At 75.1% G+C, this 19,326-nt stretch carries 14 protein-coding genes and 1 pseudogene; 10 read left to right on the forward strand and 5 right to left on the reverse strand.

What is annotated here, in order from left to right; genetic code table 11:
- Nucleotides 1–167 precede the first annotated feature (167 nt).
- The 6 genes and pseudogenes from FHE66_RS09680 to FHE66_RS15735 all read left to right on the forward strand — a co-directional run.
- A complete protein-coding gene (locus FHE66_RS09680; RefSeq protein WP_139072754.1) occupies nt 168–1,313 on the forward strand; it encodes a TadA family conjugal transfer-associated ATPase in 1,146 nt (381 codons plus the stop codon).
- On the forward strand, nt 1,310–2,002 hold the full coding sequence (locus FHE66_RS09685; protein ID WP_176554729.1) for a type II secretion system F family protein: 693 nt from the start codon (nt 1,310–1,312) through the stop codon (nt 2,000–2,002). Before FHE66_RS09680 ends, FHE66_RS09685 begins: the two co-directional genes overlap by 4 nt.
- On the forward strand, nt 1,999–2,547 hold the full coding sequence (locus FHE66_RS09690) for a type II secretion system F family protein (protein ID WP_139072756.1): 549 nt from the start codon (nt 1,999–2,001) through the stop codon (nt 2,545–2,547). Before FHE66_RS09685 ends, FHE66_RS09690 begins: the two co-directional genes overlap by 4 nt.
- A gap of 139 nt (nt 2,548–2,686) precedes the next feature.
- On the forward strand, nt 2,687–2,896 hold the full coding sequence (locus FHE66_RS09695; protein ID WP_139072757.1) for a DUF4244 domain-containing protein: 210 nt from the start codon (nt 2,687–2,689) through the stop codon (nt 2,894–2,896).
- Between the two features lie 61 nt (nt 2,897–2,957).
- The gene (locus FHE66_RS15730) at nt 2,958–3,287 is read left to right on the forward strand and encodes a TadE family type IV pilus minor pilin (protein ID WP_255303678.1); all 330 of its coding nucleotides are present in this window, start codon (nt 2,958–2,960) and stop codon (nt 3,285–3,287) included.
- Nucleotides 3,284–3,664 (forward strand): annotated as a pseudogene (locus tag FHE66_RS15735) (Rv3654c family TadE-like protein); the annotation flags it as partial. The gene FHE66_RS15730 and the pseudogene FHE66_RS15735, both read left to right, overlap by 4 nt.
- 70 nt (nt 3,665–3,734) lie before the next feature.
- Here the strand turns inward: FHE66_RS15735 and FHE66_RS09710 are convergent.
- Nucleotides 3,735–6,146 carry a DEAD/DEAH box helicase gene (locus FHE66_RS09710; protein ID WP_139072759.1) on the reverse strand — a complete coding sequence of 804 codons (2,412 nt, stop codon included), beginning with the start codon at nt 6,144–6,146 and terminating at the stop codon, nt 3,735–3,737.
- 222 nt (nt 6,147–6,368) lie between these two features.
- Here FHE66_RS09710 and FHE66_RS09715 point away from each other — a divergent pair, with 222 nt between their 5' ends.
- Nucleotides 6,369–8,678 (forward strand): sodium-translocating pyrophosphatase, encoded by a 2,310-nt coding sequence (locus FHE66_RS09715; protein WP_139072760.1) that lies wholly within the window; start codon nt 6,369–6,371, stop codon nt 8,676–8,678.
- 64 nt (nt 8,679–8,742) lie between these two features.
- On the opposite strand, the gene FHE66_RS09720 is transcribed toward FHE66_RS09715, so the two are convergent.
- From FHE66_RS09720 to FHE66_RS09735, 4 genes are all read right to left on the reverse strand, one after another.
- Entirely contained in the window at nt 8,743–10,326 is a 1,584-nt protein-coding gene (locus FHE66_RS09720) for an MDR family MFS transporter (RefSeq protein ID WP_139072761.1), read from the reverse strand.
- Nucleotides 10,327–10,462: 136 nt separating this feature from the next.
- Nucleotides 10,463–10,900 carry a hypothetical protein gene (locus FHE66_RS09725; protein ID WP_139072762.1) on the reverse strand — a complete coding sequence of 146 codons (438 nt, stop codon included), beginning with the start codon at nt 10,898–10,900 and terminating at the stop codon, nt 10,463–10,465.
- A gap of 20 nt (nt 10,901–10,920) precedes the next feature.
- The gene (locus FHE66_RS09730; RefSeq protein ID WP_139072763.1) at nt 10,921–11,829 is read right to left on the reverse strand and encodes a 3-methyladenine DNA glycosylase; all 909 of its coding nucleotides are present in this window, start codon (nt 11,827–11,829) and stop codon (nt 10,921–10,923) included.
- 75 nt (nt 11,830–11,904) lie between these two features.
- Nucleotides 11,905–13,974, reverse strand: coding sequence for a bifunctional UDP-sugar hydrolase/5'-nucleotidase (locus FHE66_RS09735; RefSeq protein ID WP_176554730.1), 2,070 nt, complete (start codon nt 13,972–13,974; stop codon nt 11,905–11,907).
- A 112-nt stretch (nt 13,975–14,086) separates the two neighbouring features.
- Between FHE66_RS09735 and FHE66_RS09740 the strand changes: the two genes are divergently transcribed.
- From FHE66_RS09740 to topA, 3 genes are all read left to right on the forward strand, one after another.
- The gene (locus FHE66_RS09740) at nt 14,087–15,631 is read left to right on the forward strand and encodes a methyltransferase (protein WP_139072764.1); all 1,545 of its coding nucleotides are present in this window, start codon (nt 14,087–14,089) and stop codon (nt 15,629–15,631) included.
- Nucleotides 15,632–15,707: 76 nt separating this feature from the next.
- Nucleotides 15,708–16,472: a YqjF family protein gene (locus FHE66_RS09745; RefSeq protein WP_139072765.1), complete on the forward strand. Its 765-nt coding sequence runs from the start codon at nt 15,708–15,710 to the stop codon at nt 16,470–16,472.
- A 14-nt stretch (nt 16,473–16,486) separates the two neighbouring features.
- The gene (topA, locus tag FHE66_RS09750) at nt 16,487–19,216 is read left to right on the forward strand and encodes a type I DNA topoisomerase (protein ID WP_218013681.1); all 2,730 of its coding nucleotides are present in this window, start codon (nt 16,487–16,489) and stop codon (nt 19,214–19,216) included.
- The last annotated feature ends 110 nt before the right edge of the window (nt 19,217–19,326 follow it).

Raw genomic sequence — 19,326 nt, forward strand, 5'->3', positions numbered from 1 at the left:
CTGCCCGGCGACGTCGCGGAGGCCACCGGGCTGCCGCTCGGCGCGGTGATGCGGCCCGAGCGGGCCTTCACGGCGGGCGTCGAGCGCGGGCTGTCGCCCGGCGACCAGCGCCGCGGCCCGCTCCTGGCCACGGCGCGGCGCCTCCTGCGTCCGCTTGGACTGGCCTCGTGACCACCGTCCCCGAGCTGCGCGCCGCCCTCGCCCGGGCCCCGACGCGCGGCGTGACCGTGGGCAGCGCGGTGGCGGCCAGCGCGCCGGTGGCCGCGCAGGGCTGGCGGGCGCTGCTCGACCTCGAGGCCAGGGCTCGCGCCGAGCTCGTCGGCGCCGGCCCGCTGCAGGACCTCCTCGAGGACCACAGCGTCACCGACGTCCTGGTCAACGGTCCCGGCGGCGTGTGGGTCGACCGCGGTCGCGGTCTCGTTCGCACCGGGCTCGACCTCGGGCAGGAGACCGACGTGCGGGCCCTGGCCGGCCGCCTCGCCGCGGCGTGCGGGCAGCGGCTGGACGAGGCGTGCCCCGTCGTCGACGGCGCCCTGCCCGACGGCACCCGGCTCCACGCCGTCCTGCCGCCGCTGTCCGCCGACGGCACGCTCATCAGCCTGCGCACCCAGCGCGGCCGGGCGCTGTCCGTCGGCGAGCTCGTCGCGGGTGGGACCGTCGCCCCGGCGCTCGCCGACGTGCTGCGCGGACTCGTCGCCACCCGGGCGAACGCCCTCGTCAGCGGGGCCGCCGGGGCCGGCAAGACGACGCTGCTCGCCGCCCTGCTGTCCACCGTGGGACCGCACGAGCGGATCGTGTGCATCGAGGAGGCCGTGGAGCTGCGGCCGGACCACCCGCACGTCGTCCACCTCCAGGTGCGCCGGCCGAACGTCCAGGGCGTCGGCGGGGTCGACATGGCCGACCTCGTCCGGGCGGCGATGCGGATGCGGCCCGACCGGCTCGTCCTCGGGGAGTGCCGCGGGGCGGAGGTCCGCGAGGTACTCGGCGCCCTCAACACCGGCCACGACGGCGGCTGGGCCACCGTCCACGCCAACGCCCCGGCCGACGTCCCCGCCCGGCTCCTCGCGCTCGGGTCGCTCGCCGGGCTGGGGGAGCACGCCGTGGCGGTCCAGGCGGTCAGCGCCCTCGACGCCGTCCTCCACGTCAGCCGCACCGACGGCGCCCGGCGGCTCACGGAGATCGGCGTCCTCACCCGGCGGGACGGTGACCTCGTGTGCGACACGGCGCTGCGGGTCACTCCCCGGGGCGAGGTCCGCGAGGGCCCGGCGTGGCCGGCGCTCGCCGACCGGCTCGACCGCCGGGAGCCGCCGTGAGTCCCGCCCTGGCGCTCCTCCTCACCGCGCTCGCCGTCCTCGCCCGCGTGCCGGGCCGTCCCCCGCCCGGGCGGACCCGCCCCGTGGGCCCGGTCCGGCTGCGGCGGGTGCGGCGGCGACGCCCGCCCGACCTCGCCGTCGTCGTCACCGAGGTGGCGAGCAGGCTGCGTGCCGGTGCCCCGCCGGCGGAGGCCTGGGCGCACGCCGTCGACCGTGCCCTGGGACCGAGCGGGGAGCCGGGCGACGCGCTCGTCCGGCTCGAGCGCCGGTGCGCGCGCGACCCGCGCACCGCGGGCGCCGTGCGCACCGTGGTCGCCGCCGACCGGCTCACCGAGGAGCTGGGCGCGCCGCTCGCCACCGTGCTCGACCGCTGCGCCGCGACGCTCACCGAGGCCGAGCAGGCCCGCGACGCCCGGCGGGTCGCGCTCGCCGGACCTCGCTCGACGGCCCGCATCCTCGCCGGCCTGCCGTTCCTGGGCCTGCTGCTCGGCGTGGGGCTCGGCGCCGACCCGTGGGGAGCGGCGCTGGACGGCGGCTGGGGGACGGCGAGCGTGCTCCTCGGGCTCGGCCTGCTCCTCGCGGGCCGCCGCTGGACGCGGGCGCTCGTCGGCGCCGCGGAACGGCCGTCCGGCGCGGGTGGGCGACGCGCGGCCCGCCGTGCGCGACTCCCTGCCGGGTCCCTGCCGTGAGCCCGGTGCTCCTCGTGGTCCTCGCGCTGCTCGCGGCGGCCGGGTGGGCGGCGCCCCGCCCTGGTCCTCAGCGCCCGGGGCACCGCCGCCCGCGACGGGTGGTGGCGGCCGAGGAGTGCGACCCGGCCGTCCTGCTCGACCTCCTCGACGTCGCCCTCGCCGCCGGGACGTCGGTCCCCGGCGCCCTCGAGGCCCTCGGGTCCGCGGTCGCGCCCGACCCCGCGGCCGGGCCCCTGCGCGCGGCGGGTGCCTCGCTGCGGCTCGGCGGCGGCTGGCGGGAGGCGTGGGAGCCGTGCCCGCCGCAGCTCCTCCCGCTCGCCGAGGCCCTGGAGCCGGCCTGGAGCGACGGCGTCGACCCCTGCCCGCTCGTACGGCAGGCGGCGGCGACGATCCGCTCCCGGCGCCGCCGGGACTCCCAGGAGGCTGCCGAGCGGCTCGCCTCCCGGCTCGTCCTGCCGCTCGGGCTGTGCTTCCTGCCCGCGTTCGTGCTGCTGGCGATGGCGCCGGTGCTGCTCTCCGGAGTCGGGGCGCTCCTCGGTCCGTGACGGCGCCGTTGGCCCACAGCGCGGCGCCGGGCCACCGCCGCCCACAGCAGCGGGTCCGGGCCCGGCGGGCCCCGCGCCGCGGGACACACAGTGGGCCCGAGCCGGCTGGCAGGCAGCCGACCGACGAAGGGAGACCATCATGCGTTGGGCACGAACCGCGCGACGGGCGCTGGAGACCCGCTGGCGCACGCTGCGGCGTACGGCCGAGGCAGGCATGGCGACGGCCGAGTACGCGATCGCCACCCTGGCGGCCGCGGGCTTCGCCGGGCTGCTCCTGCTCATCCTGCGCAGCAACGAGGTGCGCGGCTTCCTCCTCGGCATCATCCGCCAGGCCCTGCAGGTGGGGTGAGATGCGCGCCGGTGCGGGGCGGCGTCCGCACCGACCGCGCGCCCGGGAGGAGCGCGGCTCGGTGACCGCCGAGCTCGCGCTCCTCCTCCCCGCGGTCGTCGTCGTCCTGCTCGTGTGCCTCACCCTCGGGGCCGCGGTCCTCGGTCAGGTGAGGTGCGCGGACGCGGCGCGGGCGGCCGCCCGGGCGGCGGCGATCGGGGAGCCGGCCGCCGTCGTGGCGGCCGTGGCGCGCGAGCTCGCCGGGCCGGAGGCCGACGTCACGGTGGCCGAGGACGGCGGTTGGGTGGAGGTCCGGGTGAGCCGGCAGGTCGCCTCGGACGTCCCCGGCCTCAGCGGGCTGCGCGCGGCGGCTGTGGCGCGGGCGTGGGTCGAGCCGGGGACCGGCCGGTGAGCGCACGCCGGGGCCGGGGCCGGGGCCGGGGCCACCGGGTCCGCCCGAGGACCGCCGGGCGGCTGCGGGACGAGCGCGGGTCGGGGACGGTGCTCGGCCTGGGACTCGTCGCCGTCGTCCTCGTGCTCGTCGTCGGGGCGGCGTCCCTCGGCCGGGTGGTCGCCGCCCGCGGGACGGCGCAGGTGGCGGCCGATCTCGCCGCGATCGCCGCCGCGCAGCGGTGGCACGGCCCGGGCGGGGGCGACCCGTGCGCGCTCGCGGCCGAGGTCGTCGCCGCGCACGGTGCCCGGCTGGAGCGCTGCGACCTCGGCGGGCAGGACGTCACGGTCGTGGCCGCGCGGGAGGTCGGGCCCGGGCTCACCGCGCGCGCGGTCGCCCGCGCCGGCCCTGCCGGGCGGAGCACGAAGGCAGGTCCGCCCCGGGCGCCCGGGACGCGGTCGCCGATGGTCAGTCGGGGCAGGCGGCGACGAGGAAGCGCAGCACGCGCACCGCCGCGGCCTTGTCGAGCGGGGAGTTGCCGTTGCCGCACTTGGGCGACTGCACGCAGCTGGGGCAGCCGTCGGCGCACGCGCAGCCGGCCACCGCCCCGAGCGTCGCGCGCAGCCACTCACCGGCGGCCCGGAAGCCCCGCTCGGCGAAGCCCGCGCCGCCCGGGTAGGCGTCGTGGACGAACACCGTCGGCAGGTAGGTGTCGGCGTGCAGCGCGGTGGACAGGCCGCCGAGGTCCCACCGGTCGCACGTGGCGACGATGGGCAGCAGGCCGATCGCCGCGTGCTCGGCGGCGTGCAGCGCGCCGGGCAGCACGTCGGGACCCACCCCCACCGCGGCGAGCGCCTCGGCGTCCACCGCCCACCACACCGCGCTCGTGTGCAGCACCCGCTCGGGCAGGTCGAGCGGGTAGGAGCCGACGATGTCCAGCCCCGGTACCCGGCGCCGGTCGTAGCCGGTCACCCGCGAGGTCACCTCGACCGCGCCGCGGGACCAGCGGACGGTGGCCCCGCCCGGGTGGGACCACTCGGCGTGCTCCTGCTCGTCGATGATCCGCACCGTCGTCGAGCTGCGCGGCTTGGTCCGGTAGGAGACCTCCGGCTCGGCGTGGACGAGGGCGACGTCGTCGGCGAGCGAGTCGACGACGAACGTGCGGCCCTGGTGGACGTACACCGCCCCGGGGTGGACGGTCGCGTCGGCGCGCGAGCCGTCGACCGTCCCGAGCACCGTCCCCGTCCCGCTCTCGACGACCTGCACCGGCTGCCCGCCACCGCCGCGCAGGTCGGTGAGGGAGGAGGGGGACTCGGGACGGGCGAGGTTCCAGAACCAGCCTCTGGGGCGGCGGCGCAGGAGGTCCACCGAGACGAGGTGGCGCAGCAGCGCGTCGTCGGTGAGCCCGAAGCGCGGCAGGTCCGCCTCGGTGAGCGGCACCTCGGCGGCAGCCGCGCACAGGTGCGGGGCGAGCACGTACGGGTTGGCCGGGTCGAACGTCGTCACCTCCACGGACTGCCCGAACACCGCCTCCGGGTGGTGGACGAGGTAGGCGTCCAGCGGGTCCTCCGAGGCGACGAGCACCGCCAGCCCGTCGCGCCCCGCGCGCCCCGAGCGGCCCGCCTGCTGCCACATCGACACGCGCGTGCCCGGCCAGCCGGTCATCACCACGGCGTCCAGGCCCGAGACGTCCACGCCCAGCTCCAGCGCGTTCGTCGTCGCGAGCGCGAGGAGGTCCCCCTCGCGCAGGGCGCGCTCGAGCTCGCGGCGCTCCTCGGGCAGGTACCCGCCCCGGTAGGCCGCCACCCGGTCGGCCAGCCCGGTCCCCACGAGCTGGTGCTGGACCTGCTCGGCGACCGCCTCGGCGCCGTAACGCGAACGGACGAACGCCAGGGTGCGCGCCCCCGAGCGCACGAACCGGGCGACGAGCGCCGCGGCCTCGCTCGCGGCGCTCCGGCGCGGCCCGGCGTCGTCGATCTCGGCCTGGTCCTCGGGCAGGTCCACGCCCTCACCGGGCCACTCGCGGCCCTCGCGGGTGAGGCCCGGCTGCCACAGCGCGATCGTGCGGGTCCCGCTCGGGGCCGTGTCCTCGACGACCGCGCTCACCTCCGCCGGGTCCACCCCGATGAGCCGCGCGCCGGTCGCCGCCGGGTCGCCCGTCGTCGCCGAGGCGAGCACGACCGTCGGACGCGCGCCGTAGTGCTCGGCCACCCGCAGCAGGCGTCGCAGCACGGCCGCGACGTGCGCGCCGAGCACCCCGCGGTAGGCGTGGCACTCGTCGACGACGACGAAGCGCAGCCCGCGCATGAGGCGCTGCCAGCGCCGGTGGCTCGGCAGCATCGAGAAGTGGAGGAAGTCGGGGTTGCTCAGCACGATGTCGGCGTGGTCACGGGCCCAGTCGCGCTCGGTGAGCGGGGTGTCGCCGTCGCACGTCGTCGCCCGCACGCCGCGCAGGCCGGCGGCGGTCAGCAGCCGCTCCAGGCCGGCGAGCTGGTCGGCCGCCAGCGCCTTCGTGGGGGAGAGGTACAGGGTGGTCGGGCGCCGGGTGTAGCCGGTGATCCGGCCGGCGTCGGGTCCCGCGGCCGCCTCGGCGCCCTGGCGCACGGCGCTGATCGCCGGTAGCCAGGCCGCGAGCGACTTGCCCGAGCCGGTCGCCGTCGCGATGACCGTGTGCCGTCCGGACCAGACCGACTCCGCCGCGGTCACCTGGTGCTCCCACGGCGCCTCGACCCCCAGACGCCGGTAGCCCGCCACGAGGTCGGGATCGGCCCACGCCGGCCACGGCGCGGTCCGCCCCGGTCGCGCCGGCACCCGTTCGACGTGCAGCAGCCTCCCGTCGTCCCCGCCGAGCCGGCGCAGGAGGGGAAGGAGGTCGGTCACCTCCCCATCATCGCCGACCGGGGAGGAGGTGCGCGTCCCGGCGCGGTACCGGAGAAGGAGCCGTCCTCGTCCGAGAGCGGGATTCTGTGCGCGCGGTGCGGAAGGGGGTCGGCAGGCCGTGCCGGGATGCGTAGACTCCCGCTGTCACTGGCGACCAACGGGTCGCACGAACGTCACCGTCGCGACCGTCGTCGTGCGCCGGTGCGCTGCCGAGGAGGGCGGATGCTCGTCGAGCTGAGTACGTCAAGTCTCGTGATCGCGGGGGTGATCGCGGGGATAGCGGTCCTCGCCCTGGGCGTCGCCGTCGTCCTGCGCCGCCAGGTGCTCGCCGCGGACGAGGGCTCCCCGCGGATGCGGGAGATCGCCCAGGCGATCCAGGAGGGCGCCAGCGCCTACCTCAACCGCCAGTTCCGCACCCTGGCGATCTTCGTCGTCGTCGTCTGCGCGCTGCTCTTCCTCCTGCCGGGTGACGGCGGGATCAAGGTCGGCCGCGCCGTCGCCTTCGTCCTCGGCGCCGGGTTCTCGGCCGCGATCGGCTACCTCGGCATGTGGCTCGCCACGCGCGCCAACCTGCGGGTCGCCGCCTCCGCGCAGCACCCCGACGGCCGCCGCGAGGGCGCCCGCATCGCCTTCCGCACCGGCGGCGTCGTCGGGATGTGCGTCGTCGGCCTCGGTCTGCTCGGTGCCGCCGGCGTCGTCCTCGTCTTCCGCGGCGACGCGCCCGCCGTGCTCGAGGGCTTCGGCTTCGGCGCCGCCCTCCTCGCGATGTTCATGCGCGTGGGCGGCGGCATCTTCACCAAGGCCGCCGACGTCGGCGCCGACCTCGTCGGCAAGGTCGAGCAGGGCATCCCCGAGGACGACCCCCGCAACGCCGCGACCATCGCCGACAACGTCGGTGACAACGTCGGTGACTGCGCCGGCATGGCGGCCGACCTCTTCGAGTCCTACGCCGTCACGCTCGTCGCCTCCCTCATCCTCGGCAAGGCCGTCTTCGGCGAGCAGGGCATGATCTTCCCGCTCATCGTCGCCGCCATCGGCGCGATCGTCGCCGTGCTCGGCGTCGCCATCACCCGGGTGAAGGGCGACGAGGACGGCCTCACCGCGATCTACCGCGGCTTCTACCTCTCCGCCCTCGCCGGCGTCGCGCTCGCCGCCGTCGCCGCGTTCGTCTACCTGCCGTCCACCTTCGGGGCGATCGACGGCGTGAGCGCCGAGCTCCTCGACCACACCGGGGACCCGCGGGTCATCGCCGCCGCCGCCGTCGCCATCGGCGTCGTGCTCGCCGGCGTCATCCTCTGGCTCACCGGCTACTTCACCGGCACCACCTCCAAGCCCACGCTCCACGTCGCGAGCACCTCGCGCACCGGCGCGGCCACCGTCGTCCTCTCGGGCATCGGGGTCGGCTTCGAGTCCGCCGTGTACACCGCCGGCATCATCGCCGCCGCCATCTGCGGGGTCTTCCTCCTCGCCGGCGGCTCGGTGTGGCTCTCCCTGTTCCTCGTCGCGCTCGCCGGGTGCGGCCTGCTCACGACGGTCGGCGTCATCGTCGCCATGGACACCTTCGGGCCGGTCTCCGACAACGCCCAGGGCATCGCCGAGATGTCCGCCGAGGTCAGTGCCGAGGGGGCGCAGATCCTCACCGACCTCGACGCCGCCGGGAACACGACCAAGGCCATCACCAAGGGCATCGCGATCGCCACCGCGGTCCTCGCCGCGACGGCGCTCTTCGGCTCCTACGCCGACGCCGTGGCCACCTCGCTCCAGGAGATCACCGACTCCGGCACCGAGCTCGCCGGCGGCATCGTCACCTCGATGCTCAGCTACGAGATCATCTCCCCGGTGACGCTCGTCGGTGTCATCCTCGGCGCGGCCACGGTGTTCCTCTTCTCCGGCCTCGCGATCGACGCCGTCACCCGCGCGGCCGGCGCCATCGTCTTCGAGGTGCGCCGCCAGTTCCGCGAGCACCCGGGCATCATGACCGGCGAGGTGCGCCCCGAGTACGGCCGCGTCGTGGACATCTGCACCCGCGACTCCCTGCGTGAGCTCGCCACCCCCGGCCTGCTCGCGGCGTTCGCGCCGATCGCCGTCGGCTTCGGCCTGGGCGTCGGACCGCTCGCCGGCTTCCTCGGCGGCGCGATCGGGGCCGGTGTCCTCATGGCCGTGTTCCTCGCGAACGCCGGCGGCACGTGGGACAACGCGAAGAAGATCGTCGAGGACGGGCGCTACGGCGGCAAGGGCTCCGAGGCGCACGCCGCCGTCGTCATCGGCGACACCGTCGGTGACCCGTTCAAGGACACCGCCGGCCCGGCGATCAACCCGCTCATCAAGGTGATGAACCTCGTCGCGGTGCTCATCGCCCCGGCGGTCGTCCACATGAGCGTGCCCGCCGACGCCAACCACGTCCTGCGCATCGGCGTGGCGAGCCTCGCCGCGGCCATCGCCTTCGGCGCCGTCATCGCCTCGCGGGTGCGCGCCGCGAAGGTCGACGCGGAGAACGAGAACCGCGCACGGGTCGCCGCCAAGGCCGGCTGACCCGTCGCTCGCTGCCCCCACACCGGCGTGGGGGCAGCGTCGTGCCCGGGTGCGCCGCCGCCGCTCAGTCCTGCACGGCGGCGCCGCGGGCGACGAGACCGGCCTTGTCCGAGAGCTTGACCTGCTTCATGAGGAAGGCGATGGCGAAGCCGACGACGCCGAGGGGCACGAGGTACCAGAACGCCGGGGCGAGGGCGTCGGTGTAGGCGTTGACGACCAGCTCGTGCAGCGCCGAGGGCAGGCGGTCGACGGCCTCGGGCGTGAGGGAGTCCGCGCCGAAGCCCGGCGGGATGTCGCCCGGGGGCACGTCCTCCACCGCCCGGGACAGCCGGGTCGTGAGGTTCGTCGTGAACACCGTGGAGAACACGCTGGTCCCGACCGCAGCGCCGATCTCGCGCAGGAAGTTGTTCGTCGACGTCGCCACGCCCACCATCTCGGGGGGCACCGCGTTCTGCACCGCGATGACGATGGTCTGCATGACGAGGCCGATGCCGAAGCCGAGGACGAAGATCATCGCGCCGAAGGTCACCATCGAGATGTCGGCCGTCAGCCGGGTGAGCAGCGCCAGACCGACGGTCGCGATCGCCATCCCGAGGATCGGGTAGAGCTTGTACCGCCCGGTGCGGGTGATGAGGAGGCCGGAGCCGATGGCCGTGATCATGAGCCCCACCGTCATGGGGAGCATGAGGAGCCCGGCATCGGTGGCGTCGTAGCCGCGCGCCATCTGGAGGAACGTCGGCAGGAACGACAGGGCCGCGAACATCGTGATGCCGAGCAGCAGGGCGATCGAGACGGAGACCGAGAACGTCCGGCTGCGGAACAGGCTCAGCGGGATGAGCGGGTCGCTCGCCCTCCTCTCCACGACGATGAACGCCGCCAGCGCCACCACGGTGGCCACCGCGAGGCCGAGCAGCACGGGGTTGCCCCAGTCGTACCGGCCGTCGTCGGAGATCGTGCTCCAGCTCGTGAGGAGGACGATCCCGGCGGTGGTCGTGGCGATGAGGACCGCCCCGGCCAGGTCGAAGCGCGTGGTCGCCCGGCGCGCGGGCAGCTTGAGCCGGAAGAACGCGACGGCGAAGGCGATGATGCCGATCGGGACGTTGAGCCAGAAGCACCACCGCCAGCCGGGACCGTCGGTGAACCAGCCGCCGAGCAGCGGCCCGGCGACGGTCGCGACCCCGAAGACCGCCCCCATGGGGCCCATGTACTTGCCGCGGTCCCGGGCCGAGACGATGTCGGCGATGATCGCCTGGCTGAGGATGACGAGGCCGCCGGCGCCCAGGCCCTGGAGCGATCGCCACGTCACGAGCTCAGCGAACGAGGACGACAGGGCGGACCCGGTCGAGCCGATGACGAAGATCGCGACGGCGACGAGGAAGGGCTTGCGGCGTCCCCACAGGTCGCCGATCTTGCCGTAGATCGGCATGACGATGGCGATGGCGAGGAGGTAGCCGGTGATGATCCAGCCCTCGTGCTGGACGGCGCCGAGGTCGCCGACGATCGTCGGCAGCGCCGTGCTCACGACCGACTGGTCGAGCGCGGACAGCAGCATCGCCGCCATGAGCGCGCTGAAGATGACGAAGATCGTCCGCTGGGTGAGGACGAGCTCCTGCCCGTCCGTCCCGTTCGAGCTCGTGGTGCGGCTCATACCCGATTCCTCACTGGTGCGGGGGGTACCTGCCCTCACTCCGAGTGTCGGCCCGGCGGCGCCAGGGCGCAACGGGTGTCGGGGACGGTGCGGGACCCGACCGGCGCGGCGTCGTGCCGGCGGAGTCCGCGGCGGGTCAGTGGGTGTCGCGCGGCGCCAGGGTGGGGGTCGCGCAGCGGGTGAAGACCGGCTCGCTGCCCGCGTGGTAGGAGAACTCCCGCCCCTGCGCCGCGAGCACCAGCCGGGATCCGGGGACCTGGGCCATCGTGTAGCTCATCCCCGGCTGCGGGCAGCCGAGCGAGCCGTCGGGCCAGGTGACGTCCTGGAGGCTGACCACGACCACCTCGGCCGGGTCCACGCCCAGGTGCTCGGCGAGGTCCGCCACGGCCGCCGCGACGCCGGGCGCGTCAGTCGCCGGCGACGTCGGCGTGGCGCCCCCGGTGGGCAGCTCGAGCGACGTCGGCGTGGGCGTCGGCGTGGGCGTCGCGCTCGGCCCGGCCGGTGACGCCTCCCCGCACGCCCCGAGGACGACGACGAGCGCCACCACCGCCGCCACCCTGACGCCGGCCCGCATCTGCCGTACCCTGCACGTCCTCACAGCCCCAGCCCCTCCCCGACGTCGACGAGCCGTTCGCGCAGCGGCCGGGCTCGCTCGGCGAACCCCCGCTGGGCCGCCACGTACTCCGCGCGCCCGTCGGCGGTCTCGACCGCGACCGGCGTGAGGCCGAGTGCGGTGACGTCGTAGGGGGAGGCGCGCATGTCGAGCACGCGGATGTCGCGGGCCAGCTCGAACGCGTCGAGCAGCAGGTCGCCCGGGCAGGCCGGGCTCAGGGTGAGCGCCGCGTGCAGGAGGTCCATGTTCGCGTGCAGGCAGCCGGGCTGCTCGAGCCCGGCCTGGCTCTCCCGGGTGGGCTGCAGCCGGTTGAAGGGCCGCGCCGCAGGGGTGAAGAAGCGGAAGGCGTCGAAGTGGGTGCACCGCACGGGGTGGGACTCCACGACGGCGTCGGTGCCCTCGGCGCCCAGCCGCAGCGGCAGGTCGTGGCGGCGCTCGGCCGGCGGCTGGCGGTAGACCATCGCCCACTCGTGCAGTCCCAGGCAGCCCAGGTGCGCGGGCCGGGAGGCGGTCGCGCGCAGCACGGTGAGCAGGCGGCTCAGCGCGGGCCCCCGGTCGGCGACGAACCGGGCGGCGTCGACCTCGACGGCGCCGTCGTCGGTCGTGCGGTACCAGCGCCAGGCGGCCCGGGCGTCGAGCCGGGCGAGGTCCTCGGGCGTCGCGCCGTCGGGCGACAGGCGCACCCCGGTGCCGGGGTGCCACCGCTCCAGGCGCCCGGCGCGGAGCGTGTAGTAGTCGAAGAGGAAGTCCTCGACGGGGTGGCACTGCCCGCGGGACTGGCGCTCGCGGTGGGCGGCGGTGAGGTCGCGGGCACGACTGCGGTGCGCGGCCTCCCGCGCCGACCACTCCGCCGCCCGCAGGACCTGCGGCCCCGCCACCACCGTGCTCATTGCCCCAGCGTACGGACCGGTGGCGAGGGACGGCGACGGGCGGGGCCGCCGCAGCAGCCCCGCCCGTCGCTCGTCTCAGGCCGAGCTGTCCATCCGGCGTCGCTGGACCAGCGCTGCCGCCCCGGCCAGGACCGCGAGCACGGCCAGCCCGGCGAGCGCCGTCACCGGCGCACCCGTGCTCGGCAGCCGTCCCTCGCCCGCGCCACCGGCGGGCGGGGTGGTCGCCCCGGTGCCCGGCTGGGCCGTCGAGTCGGTCGGCGGCTGCGGCGTCGTCGGGTCGTCCACCGGGACCTCGACCGGCTCCTCGGCGGGAGGCTCGACCGGCTCCGGGGCGGCCACCGGCTCGGTGACGAGCCGCCAGTTCTCCACGAAGAACTCGCTCGGGTCGATGACGCCCCGCTCCTGGGCCCACTCGATGAGCAGCTGGCGGATCTCCTGCTGCTCGTCGTAGACCACCGGCGCCTGCGCGACGTGCGGGAACGCGCCGCCGCCGCTCTGCCGGTAGTTGTTCACCGCGAGGACGAACAGGTCGTCATCGCCCACCGGCGTGCCGTCCGGGTAGGACAGCCCGCCGATCCGCTCCCCGACGGGCTGGGAGATGTCGATGTGGTAGTCCAGGCCCGAGATCGCGTCGTAGTTGTAGTCCGGGACGCCCTCGGGGCGGTCGTCGTAGACGGCGTTGGTGCCCGTCTCCGGGTCGAACGGCGCGCCCTCCTCGACCTGGTTGAAGTACCGGGCGGAGTACTCGAGGTAGTCGCGCAGCTGGGCGCCGGTGAGCTCGACGGCGCGCAGCGTGTTCTCGTAGATGTACAGGCCGGCGATGTCACGGATCGTCACCTCGCCCTGCGGGAAGACGGCCGTCCGGGAGAACGGTGACGCCTGGGAGATCACGGTCCGCGCCGAGCGCTGGTCCGCGGTGAGGGCGGCCTCGACCGTCGTCTGCTGGACGTGGTTGATGAAGTCGATGATCGCGGTGTCCTCGTAGCGCGAGGTGCTCGCCGGGAGCTCGGTCACCGACTCGGCGACGGGGGTGTTGACGTAGTCGACCGTCGTCGCGTGCTCCGGCGCCAGCAGCGCCGACAGGCCGGGGTCCTCGGCGTGCTCGAGCCCGGTGTGGGGGACCGCGGTGGGCGCGTTGCCCTCCGACCAGTCGACCTGCCAGCCGCCGTCGGCGTCCGGGACGAGGTTGAGCGTCGTCTCGGTGACCGACCGTGCCCAGAAGTTCGGCTGGGTCATGAGGACCTGCTCACCCGCGGTGTTCGTGAAGACCCGCTCGGGGACGTTCTGGTGGCTGTGCCCGGCGACGATGACGTCGATCCCCGGGACCTGCCGGGCGATGTTGCCGGTGACGTCCTCGTGGAGGGCCGCGCGGTCGTAGGCGGCGTCGGGCACGGTGCCGTCGCCCGTGTGGGCGATGACGACGACGACGTCGGCGAGGTCGTCGACGACCGGAACCCACCGCTCGGCGGCGGTGAGCATGTCCTGGAACTCCAGCACGCCGTCGACGTACTGCTTGTCCCAGATCCGTACGCCCGGGGTGACCATGCCGATGACACCGATGGTCACCTGCTCACCGTCGATGGTCCGCTCGATGAGCTCGTACGGCTGGTGGTAGGGGTCCTCGGTGCCCGCCTCGAGCACGTTGGCGCCGAGCAGCGGGAAGTCGAGGTCCTCCTCGTAGGCGGAGAGCAGGTCGAGCCCGTAGTTGTACTCGTGGTTGCCCACCGTCTGGACGTCGTAGTCCAGGTAGTTGAAGGCCGCGGCCATCGGGTGGGTCATGTCGTCGTCGAGCACGGCCTGACGGCCGGCACCCATCCCGTAGTAGTAGGTGAGGGGAGTGCCCTGGATCGCGTCGCCGTTGTCGACGAGGACGACGGACTCCTCGCCCTTCTCGGCGCGGACCTGCGCGACGGCGGTGGCCAGGCGGGTGAGCCCCAGGGAGTCGGGACGCGAGGCGCTCGCGTCCGGGAACGGCTGGTTGCGGAAGTAGTCCCAGTCGTAGACGTGCCCGTGCACGTCGGTCGTGGCGAGGAGGGTGACCTCGAGCTGCTCGGGGTCGCTCGGCAGACCGGCGGCGGGTGACGCCGCGGCTGCCAGCAGCAGGGCCGCCGTGGTCACGGCGGGCAGTGCTCTGCGAGTGCGCATGTGGTCCTTCCGGATGGTGTCGGTGGTGGACGGAGGCGCCGCTCCGCAGCCGTGCCCCCTGCCCGAGGCTAGCGGCGACATGTGATGCCGAACACCCCCGTAGGCTCCTCGTATGACCGCGAGCCCGCCCCCGCCCCGCCTGCCCGCCGACCTCGCCGCCGGGCTGCGCGCCGACCTCGCCGCCGGCTACACGCGCGACGCGGTGGAGGACGCGCTCGGCCCGGTCGCCACGGCGGCGCTCAGCCGTGAGGAGCCCGTGCCGGCGCGGCGCGCGACGGCCCGGTCCGCGGCGCCGGCCGCCGTCCTCGCCCGGCTCCTCGTGCTCGGGCTGCCGGTGCGGCGGGCGGCGCTGGACGCCGCGCTGCCGCGCACCGGCACGGCGGGCGCCGTCGCCGCCGGACTTGTGGTCGCCGCAGGCCAGGGGCCCGACGACGAGGTCCGCGGCCTCGTCGACCTGCGCCCCTACGAGGTGTCCGACGACGCCGGCGAGACCCGCTGGTGGGTGGCCTCGGACCTCGGGGAACTCGCCACCGGGCACAGCCTGCGCGCCGACCACGTCCTGGGGATCGGCGGCGCCTCCCTCACCCTGGCCCGCACGACCGTGCGCGACCACCGCCCGCGGGTGCTCGACCTCGGCACCGGCTGCGGCATCCAGGCGCTGCACGCCCACCGGCACGCCGACCACGTCGTGGCGACCGACGTCTCACGGCGGGCCCTGGACTTCGCCGCCTTCAACGCCGCGCTCGCCGGGACCGCCTTCGACCTGCGGGAGGGGTCGCTGCTCGAGCCGGTCCGCGGCGAGCGGTTCGACCTCGTCGTGTCCAACCCGCCGTTCGTCATCACGCCGCCGGCCGCCCACGCCGCCGGGCTGCCGGTCATGGAGTACCGGGACGGTGCGAAGCCCGGCGACTCGCTCGTCGGCGACCTCGTCGCCGGGCTCGGGGACCACCTCGCGCCCGGCGGCGTCGCCCAGCTGCTCGGCAACTGGGAGCACCACTCCGGCGAGGGGTGGCGCGAGCGGGTGGGTGGCTGGCTCGCCGCGGCCGGGACCGACGGCTGGGTGGTCCAGCGCGAGGTTCAGGACCCCGCCGAGTACGCCCACACGTGGCTGCGCGACGGCGGCCTGCGTCCCGGCAGCCCGCTGTTCGACGCCGCCCTCGAGGCATGGCTCGACGACTTCGAGGCCCGCGGCGTCGAGGCCGTCGGGTTCGGCTACGTCCTCCTGCGCCGCCCTGCCGCGGCCTCGACCACGCCGTGGCGCCGGCTCGAGGAGGTCGACGCCCCGGTCCACCGCCCGCTCGGCGGTCACGTCACGGCGGTCCTCCTCGCCCAGGAGTGGCTCGCCACCCACGACGACGCCGCGCTCGCCGCCACCCACCTCGTCGTCGCCGACGACGTCACCGAGGAGCGCTACCTGCGCCCCGGCGAGCAGGACCCGCGGGTGCTCCAGCTGCGCCAGGGCGAGGGGTTCGGGCGGACCTACCGCCCCGGCACGCTCGTCGCCGGTGCCGTCGGTGCGTGCGACGGCGAGCTCACCCTCGGCCAGATCGTCGGGGGGCTCGCGGCGCTGCTCGACCAGCCCGCCGACGCCGTCGCCGCCGAGGTGCTGCCCGCCGCCCGGGACCTCCTCCTCGACGGCTTCCTGCGCCTCGCCTGACCCTGGCGCGCGGCCGCCCGGCACCTCAACGCCCGCCCGCCGGGCCGGGCGCGCAGGGCGGGGGTAGGTTCCCCGCATGGAGCGCGTCCCCCGGGCCGTCAACCTCCAGGGCTGGCACGGCCTCACCTTCCTCCACTGGAGCTACCCGCCCGCGGTCGTCCAGGCCCTGCTACCGCCGGACCTGCGGGTCGAGACGGCGCAGGGTCGCGCCTGGGTCGGGGTGACCCCCTTCGAGATGCGCGACGTTCGGGTGCCCGGGCTGCCGCCGGTCCCGCACCTGTCCTCCTTCCCCGAGGTCAACTGCCGCACGTACGTGCGTCACCCGAACGGCACGAGCGGCATCTGGTTCTTCTCCCTCGACACGCCCCGGCTGTGGATCATCGCCGCGCTGCGCGCCCTCGGCCTGCCCTACGCCTGGGCGCGGGCGGAGGTGAACGTCACCCACCGGCCGCCGGTGCACCGCGTCACCTACCGCAGCCGCCGCGTCCTGCCGCACGGGCCGGCGGAGCTGTGCGCCGTCGTCGACGTCGGCGCGCGCGTCCACCGGCCCGACCCGCTCACGGTCTTCCTCACCGCCCGCTACTGGGCCTTCACCCGCCGCGCCGGGCGGCTGTGGCAGGTCCCGGTGGACCACAGGGACTGGCCGCTGCACGAGGCCCGCACCGTCGTCGTGGACGGCGACTCCCTCCTCACCGCGGCCGGGCTGCCGGCGCCCGACGACCCGCCGCTCGTCCACTTCTCACCCGGTGTGGACACCCGGCTGGGGCCTCCGCGGCCGAGCGGGCGGCAGTGCCTCCCCTGTCCATCAGGTACCGTCACCACGACATTCCCCATCGCATGAAGGAAGGTAGGGCGGTGGCAGGTTCCCGCAAGCTCGTGATCGTCGAGTCGCCCGCGAAGGCACGCACCATCGGCGGTTATCTCGGGCCGGAGTTCGACGTGGAGGCGAGCGTCGGACACATTCGCGACCTCCCCCAGCCCTCCGAGCTGCCCGCCGACATGAAGAAGGGCCCCTTCGGCAAGTTCGCCATCGACGTCGAGGGCGACTTCGAGCCGTACTACGTCGTCGACTCGGACAAGAAGAAGAAGGTCGCCGAGCTCAAGCGCGCCCTCAAGGACGCCGACGAGCTCTACCTCGCCACCGATGAGGACCGCGAGGGGGAGGCCATCGCCTGGCACCTCCTGGACGAGCTCAAGCCCAAGGTCCCCGTCAAGCGGATGGTCTTCCACGAGATCACCAAGGAGGCCATCCAGCGGGCGCTGCAGAACACCCGCGACCTCGACGAGCGCCTCGTCGACGCCCAGGAGGCGCGCCGCATCCTCGACCGGCTCGTCGGCTACGAGGTCTCCCCGCTCCTGTGGCGCAAGGTCCGCCCGCGCATCTCCGCCGGCCGCGTCCAGTCGGTCGCCACCCGGATGGTCGTCGAGCGCGAGCGTGAGCGCATGGCGTTCCGCTCCGCCTCCTACTGGGACGTCAAGGGCACCTTCACCGGCGGGGACGCCGACGACGCCGACGGTCGCCGCTCCTTCGACGCGCGCCTCGTCACCCTCGACGGCGCGAAGGTCGCCACCGGCCGCGACTTCGGCGACGACGGGCAGCTCACCGCCGCCGCGCGCAAGGCGCAGGCGGTCCACCTCGACGAGGCCACCGCGACGGCGCTCGCCACGGCGCTGCAGGACGCGCAGGCGCGCGTCGTCTCCATGGAGACCAAGCCCTACACGCGCCGTCCGGCTGCCCCGTTCACCACCTCCACGCTCCAGCAGGAGGCCAGCCGCAAGCTGCGGATGGGGGCCCGGGAGACCATGCGCACCGCGCAGGGCCTCTACGAGAACGGCTTCATCACCTACATGCGAACGGACTCGTCGGCGCTGTCGCAGCAGGCGATCGCCGCCGCCCGCGCGCAGGCGACCGAGCTGTACGGCGCGGACTACGTGCCGGCCAAGCCGCGGTTCTACGCCCAGAAGTCCAAGGGCGCCCAGGAGGCGCACGAGGCCATCCGCCCCGCGGGTGACTCCTTCCGCACCCCGGCACAGGTCGCCGGCCAGCTCACCGGGGCCCAGTTCCGGCTCTACGAGCTCATCTGGAAGCGCACCGTCGCCTCGCAGATGGCCGACGCCCGCGGCTCGACGGCCACCGTGCGCCTGAGCGCCGACGCCGCGCTCGCCGACGGCACGCGCACGGCCGAGCTCACCGCGTCGGGCACCGTCATCACCTTCCGTGGCTTCCTCGCCGCCTACGAGGAGGGCCGCGACGCCGAGCGGTACGCCGAGTCCGGCGGCCAGGACAAGGAGACCCGGCTGCCCCGCCTCGGCGAGGGCGACCTCGTCGACACCGAGTCCGTCGTCGCCGACGGGCACGAGACCACCCCGCCGCCGCGCTACACCGAGGCCAGCCTCGTCAAGGCGCTGGAGGAGCGGGGGATCGGCCGCCCGTCGACCTACGCCTCGACGATCTCGGTCATCACCGACCGCGGCTACGTCGAGCGTCGCGGCCAGGCGCTCGTGCCGACGTGGCTCGCCTTCTCGGTGACCCGGCTGCTCGAGGAGAACCTCCCGCGCCTGGTCGACTACGACTTCACCGCCTCGATGGAGTCCGACCTCGACGAGATCGCCGCCGGGCAGGAGAACCGCGTCGAGTGGCTCTCCCGCTTCTACCGCGGCGAGGGCGATGTGGAGGGCCTGCGCGGGCTCGTCGAGGGCCTCGGCGACATCGACGCCCGCGCGGTCAACAGCATCGACATCGGCGACGGCATCACGCTGCGCGTGGGCCGCTACGGGCCCTACCTCGAGACCGCGGACGGCGAGGGACGGGCCTCGGTGCCCGACGACGTCGCCCCCGACGAGCTCACCGTCGACAAGGCGCGCGAGCTCCTCGAGGCGAGCGTCGAGGACGGCCGTGAGCTCGGCGTCGACCCCGAGTCGGGGCACATGATCGTCGCGAAGACCGGCCGTTACGGGCCCTACGTCACCGAGCTGCTGCCCGAGGAGGAGACTCCGGCGAAGGGCAGGAAGAAGCCCGCCAAGGCCCGGACGGCCTCGCTGTTCTCCTCGATGCAGCTGGAGACGGTGAGCCTCGAGGACGCGCTGCGGCTGCTGTCGCTGCCGCGGGTGGTCGGGACCGACCCGGAGAGCGGTGAGGAGATCACCGCCCAGAACGGTCGCTACGGTGCCTACCTCAAGAAGGGCACCGACTCCCGCACCCTGCCCGAGGGCGAGGACCAGATCTTCGAGATCACCCTCGAGGAGGCGCTCGAGCTGTACAAGCAGCCCAAGCGCGGACGCGGGGCGACGGCCAAGCCGCCGCTGCGCGAGCTCGGCGAGGACCCGGTGAGCGGCAAGCCCGTCGTCGTCAAGGACGGCCGGTTCGGCCCGTACGTCACCGACGGCACGACGAACGCGACGCTCCGCAAGGACGACGCCGTGGAGACGGTGACGCCCGAGCGCGCCTACGAGCTGCTCGCCGAGAAGCGCGCCAAGGCGCCGGCGAAGAAGGCGACGACGCGCAAGACCCCCGCCAAGAAGCCTGCCGCCAAGAAGCCCGCTGCCAAGAAGCCCGCCGCGAAGGCGACCAAGAAGACCACCTGACCGTCCCACCCACCCGCGACAGCCGACTTTCGCGCGAGAGCCGACTTTCTCGCGAGAGCCGACTTGTGCGCGACAGCCGACTTTCGCGCGACAGCGGACTTTCGCGCGAC

The organism is Georgenia sp. 311 (assembly GCF_006151955.1).
In the GTDB taxonomy this organism is placed as follows: Bacteria; Actinomycetota; Actinomycetes; order Actinomycetales; family Actinomycetaceae; genus Oceanitalea; species Oceanitalea wutianyii.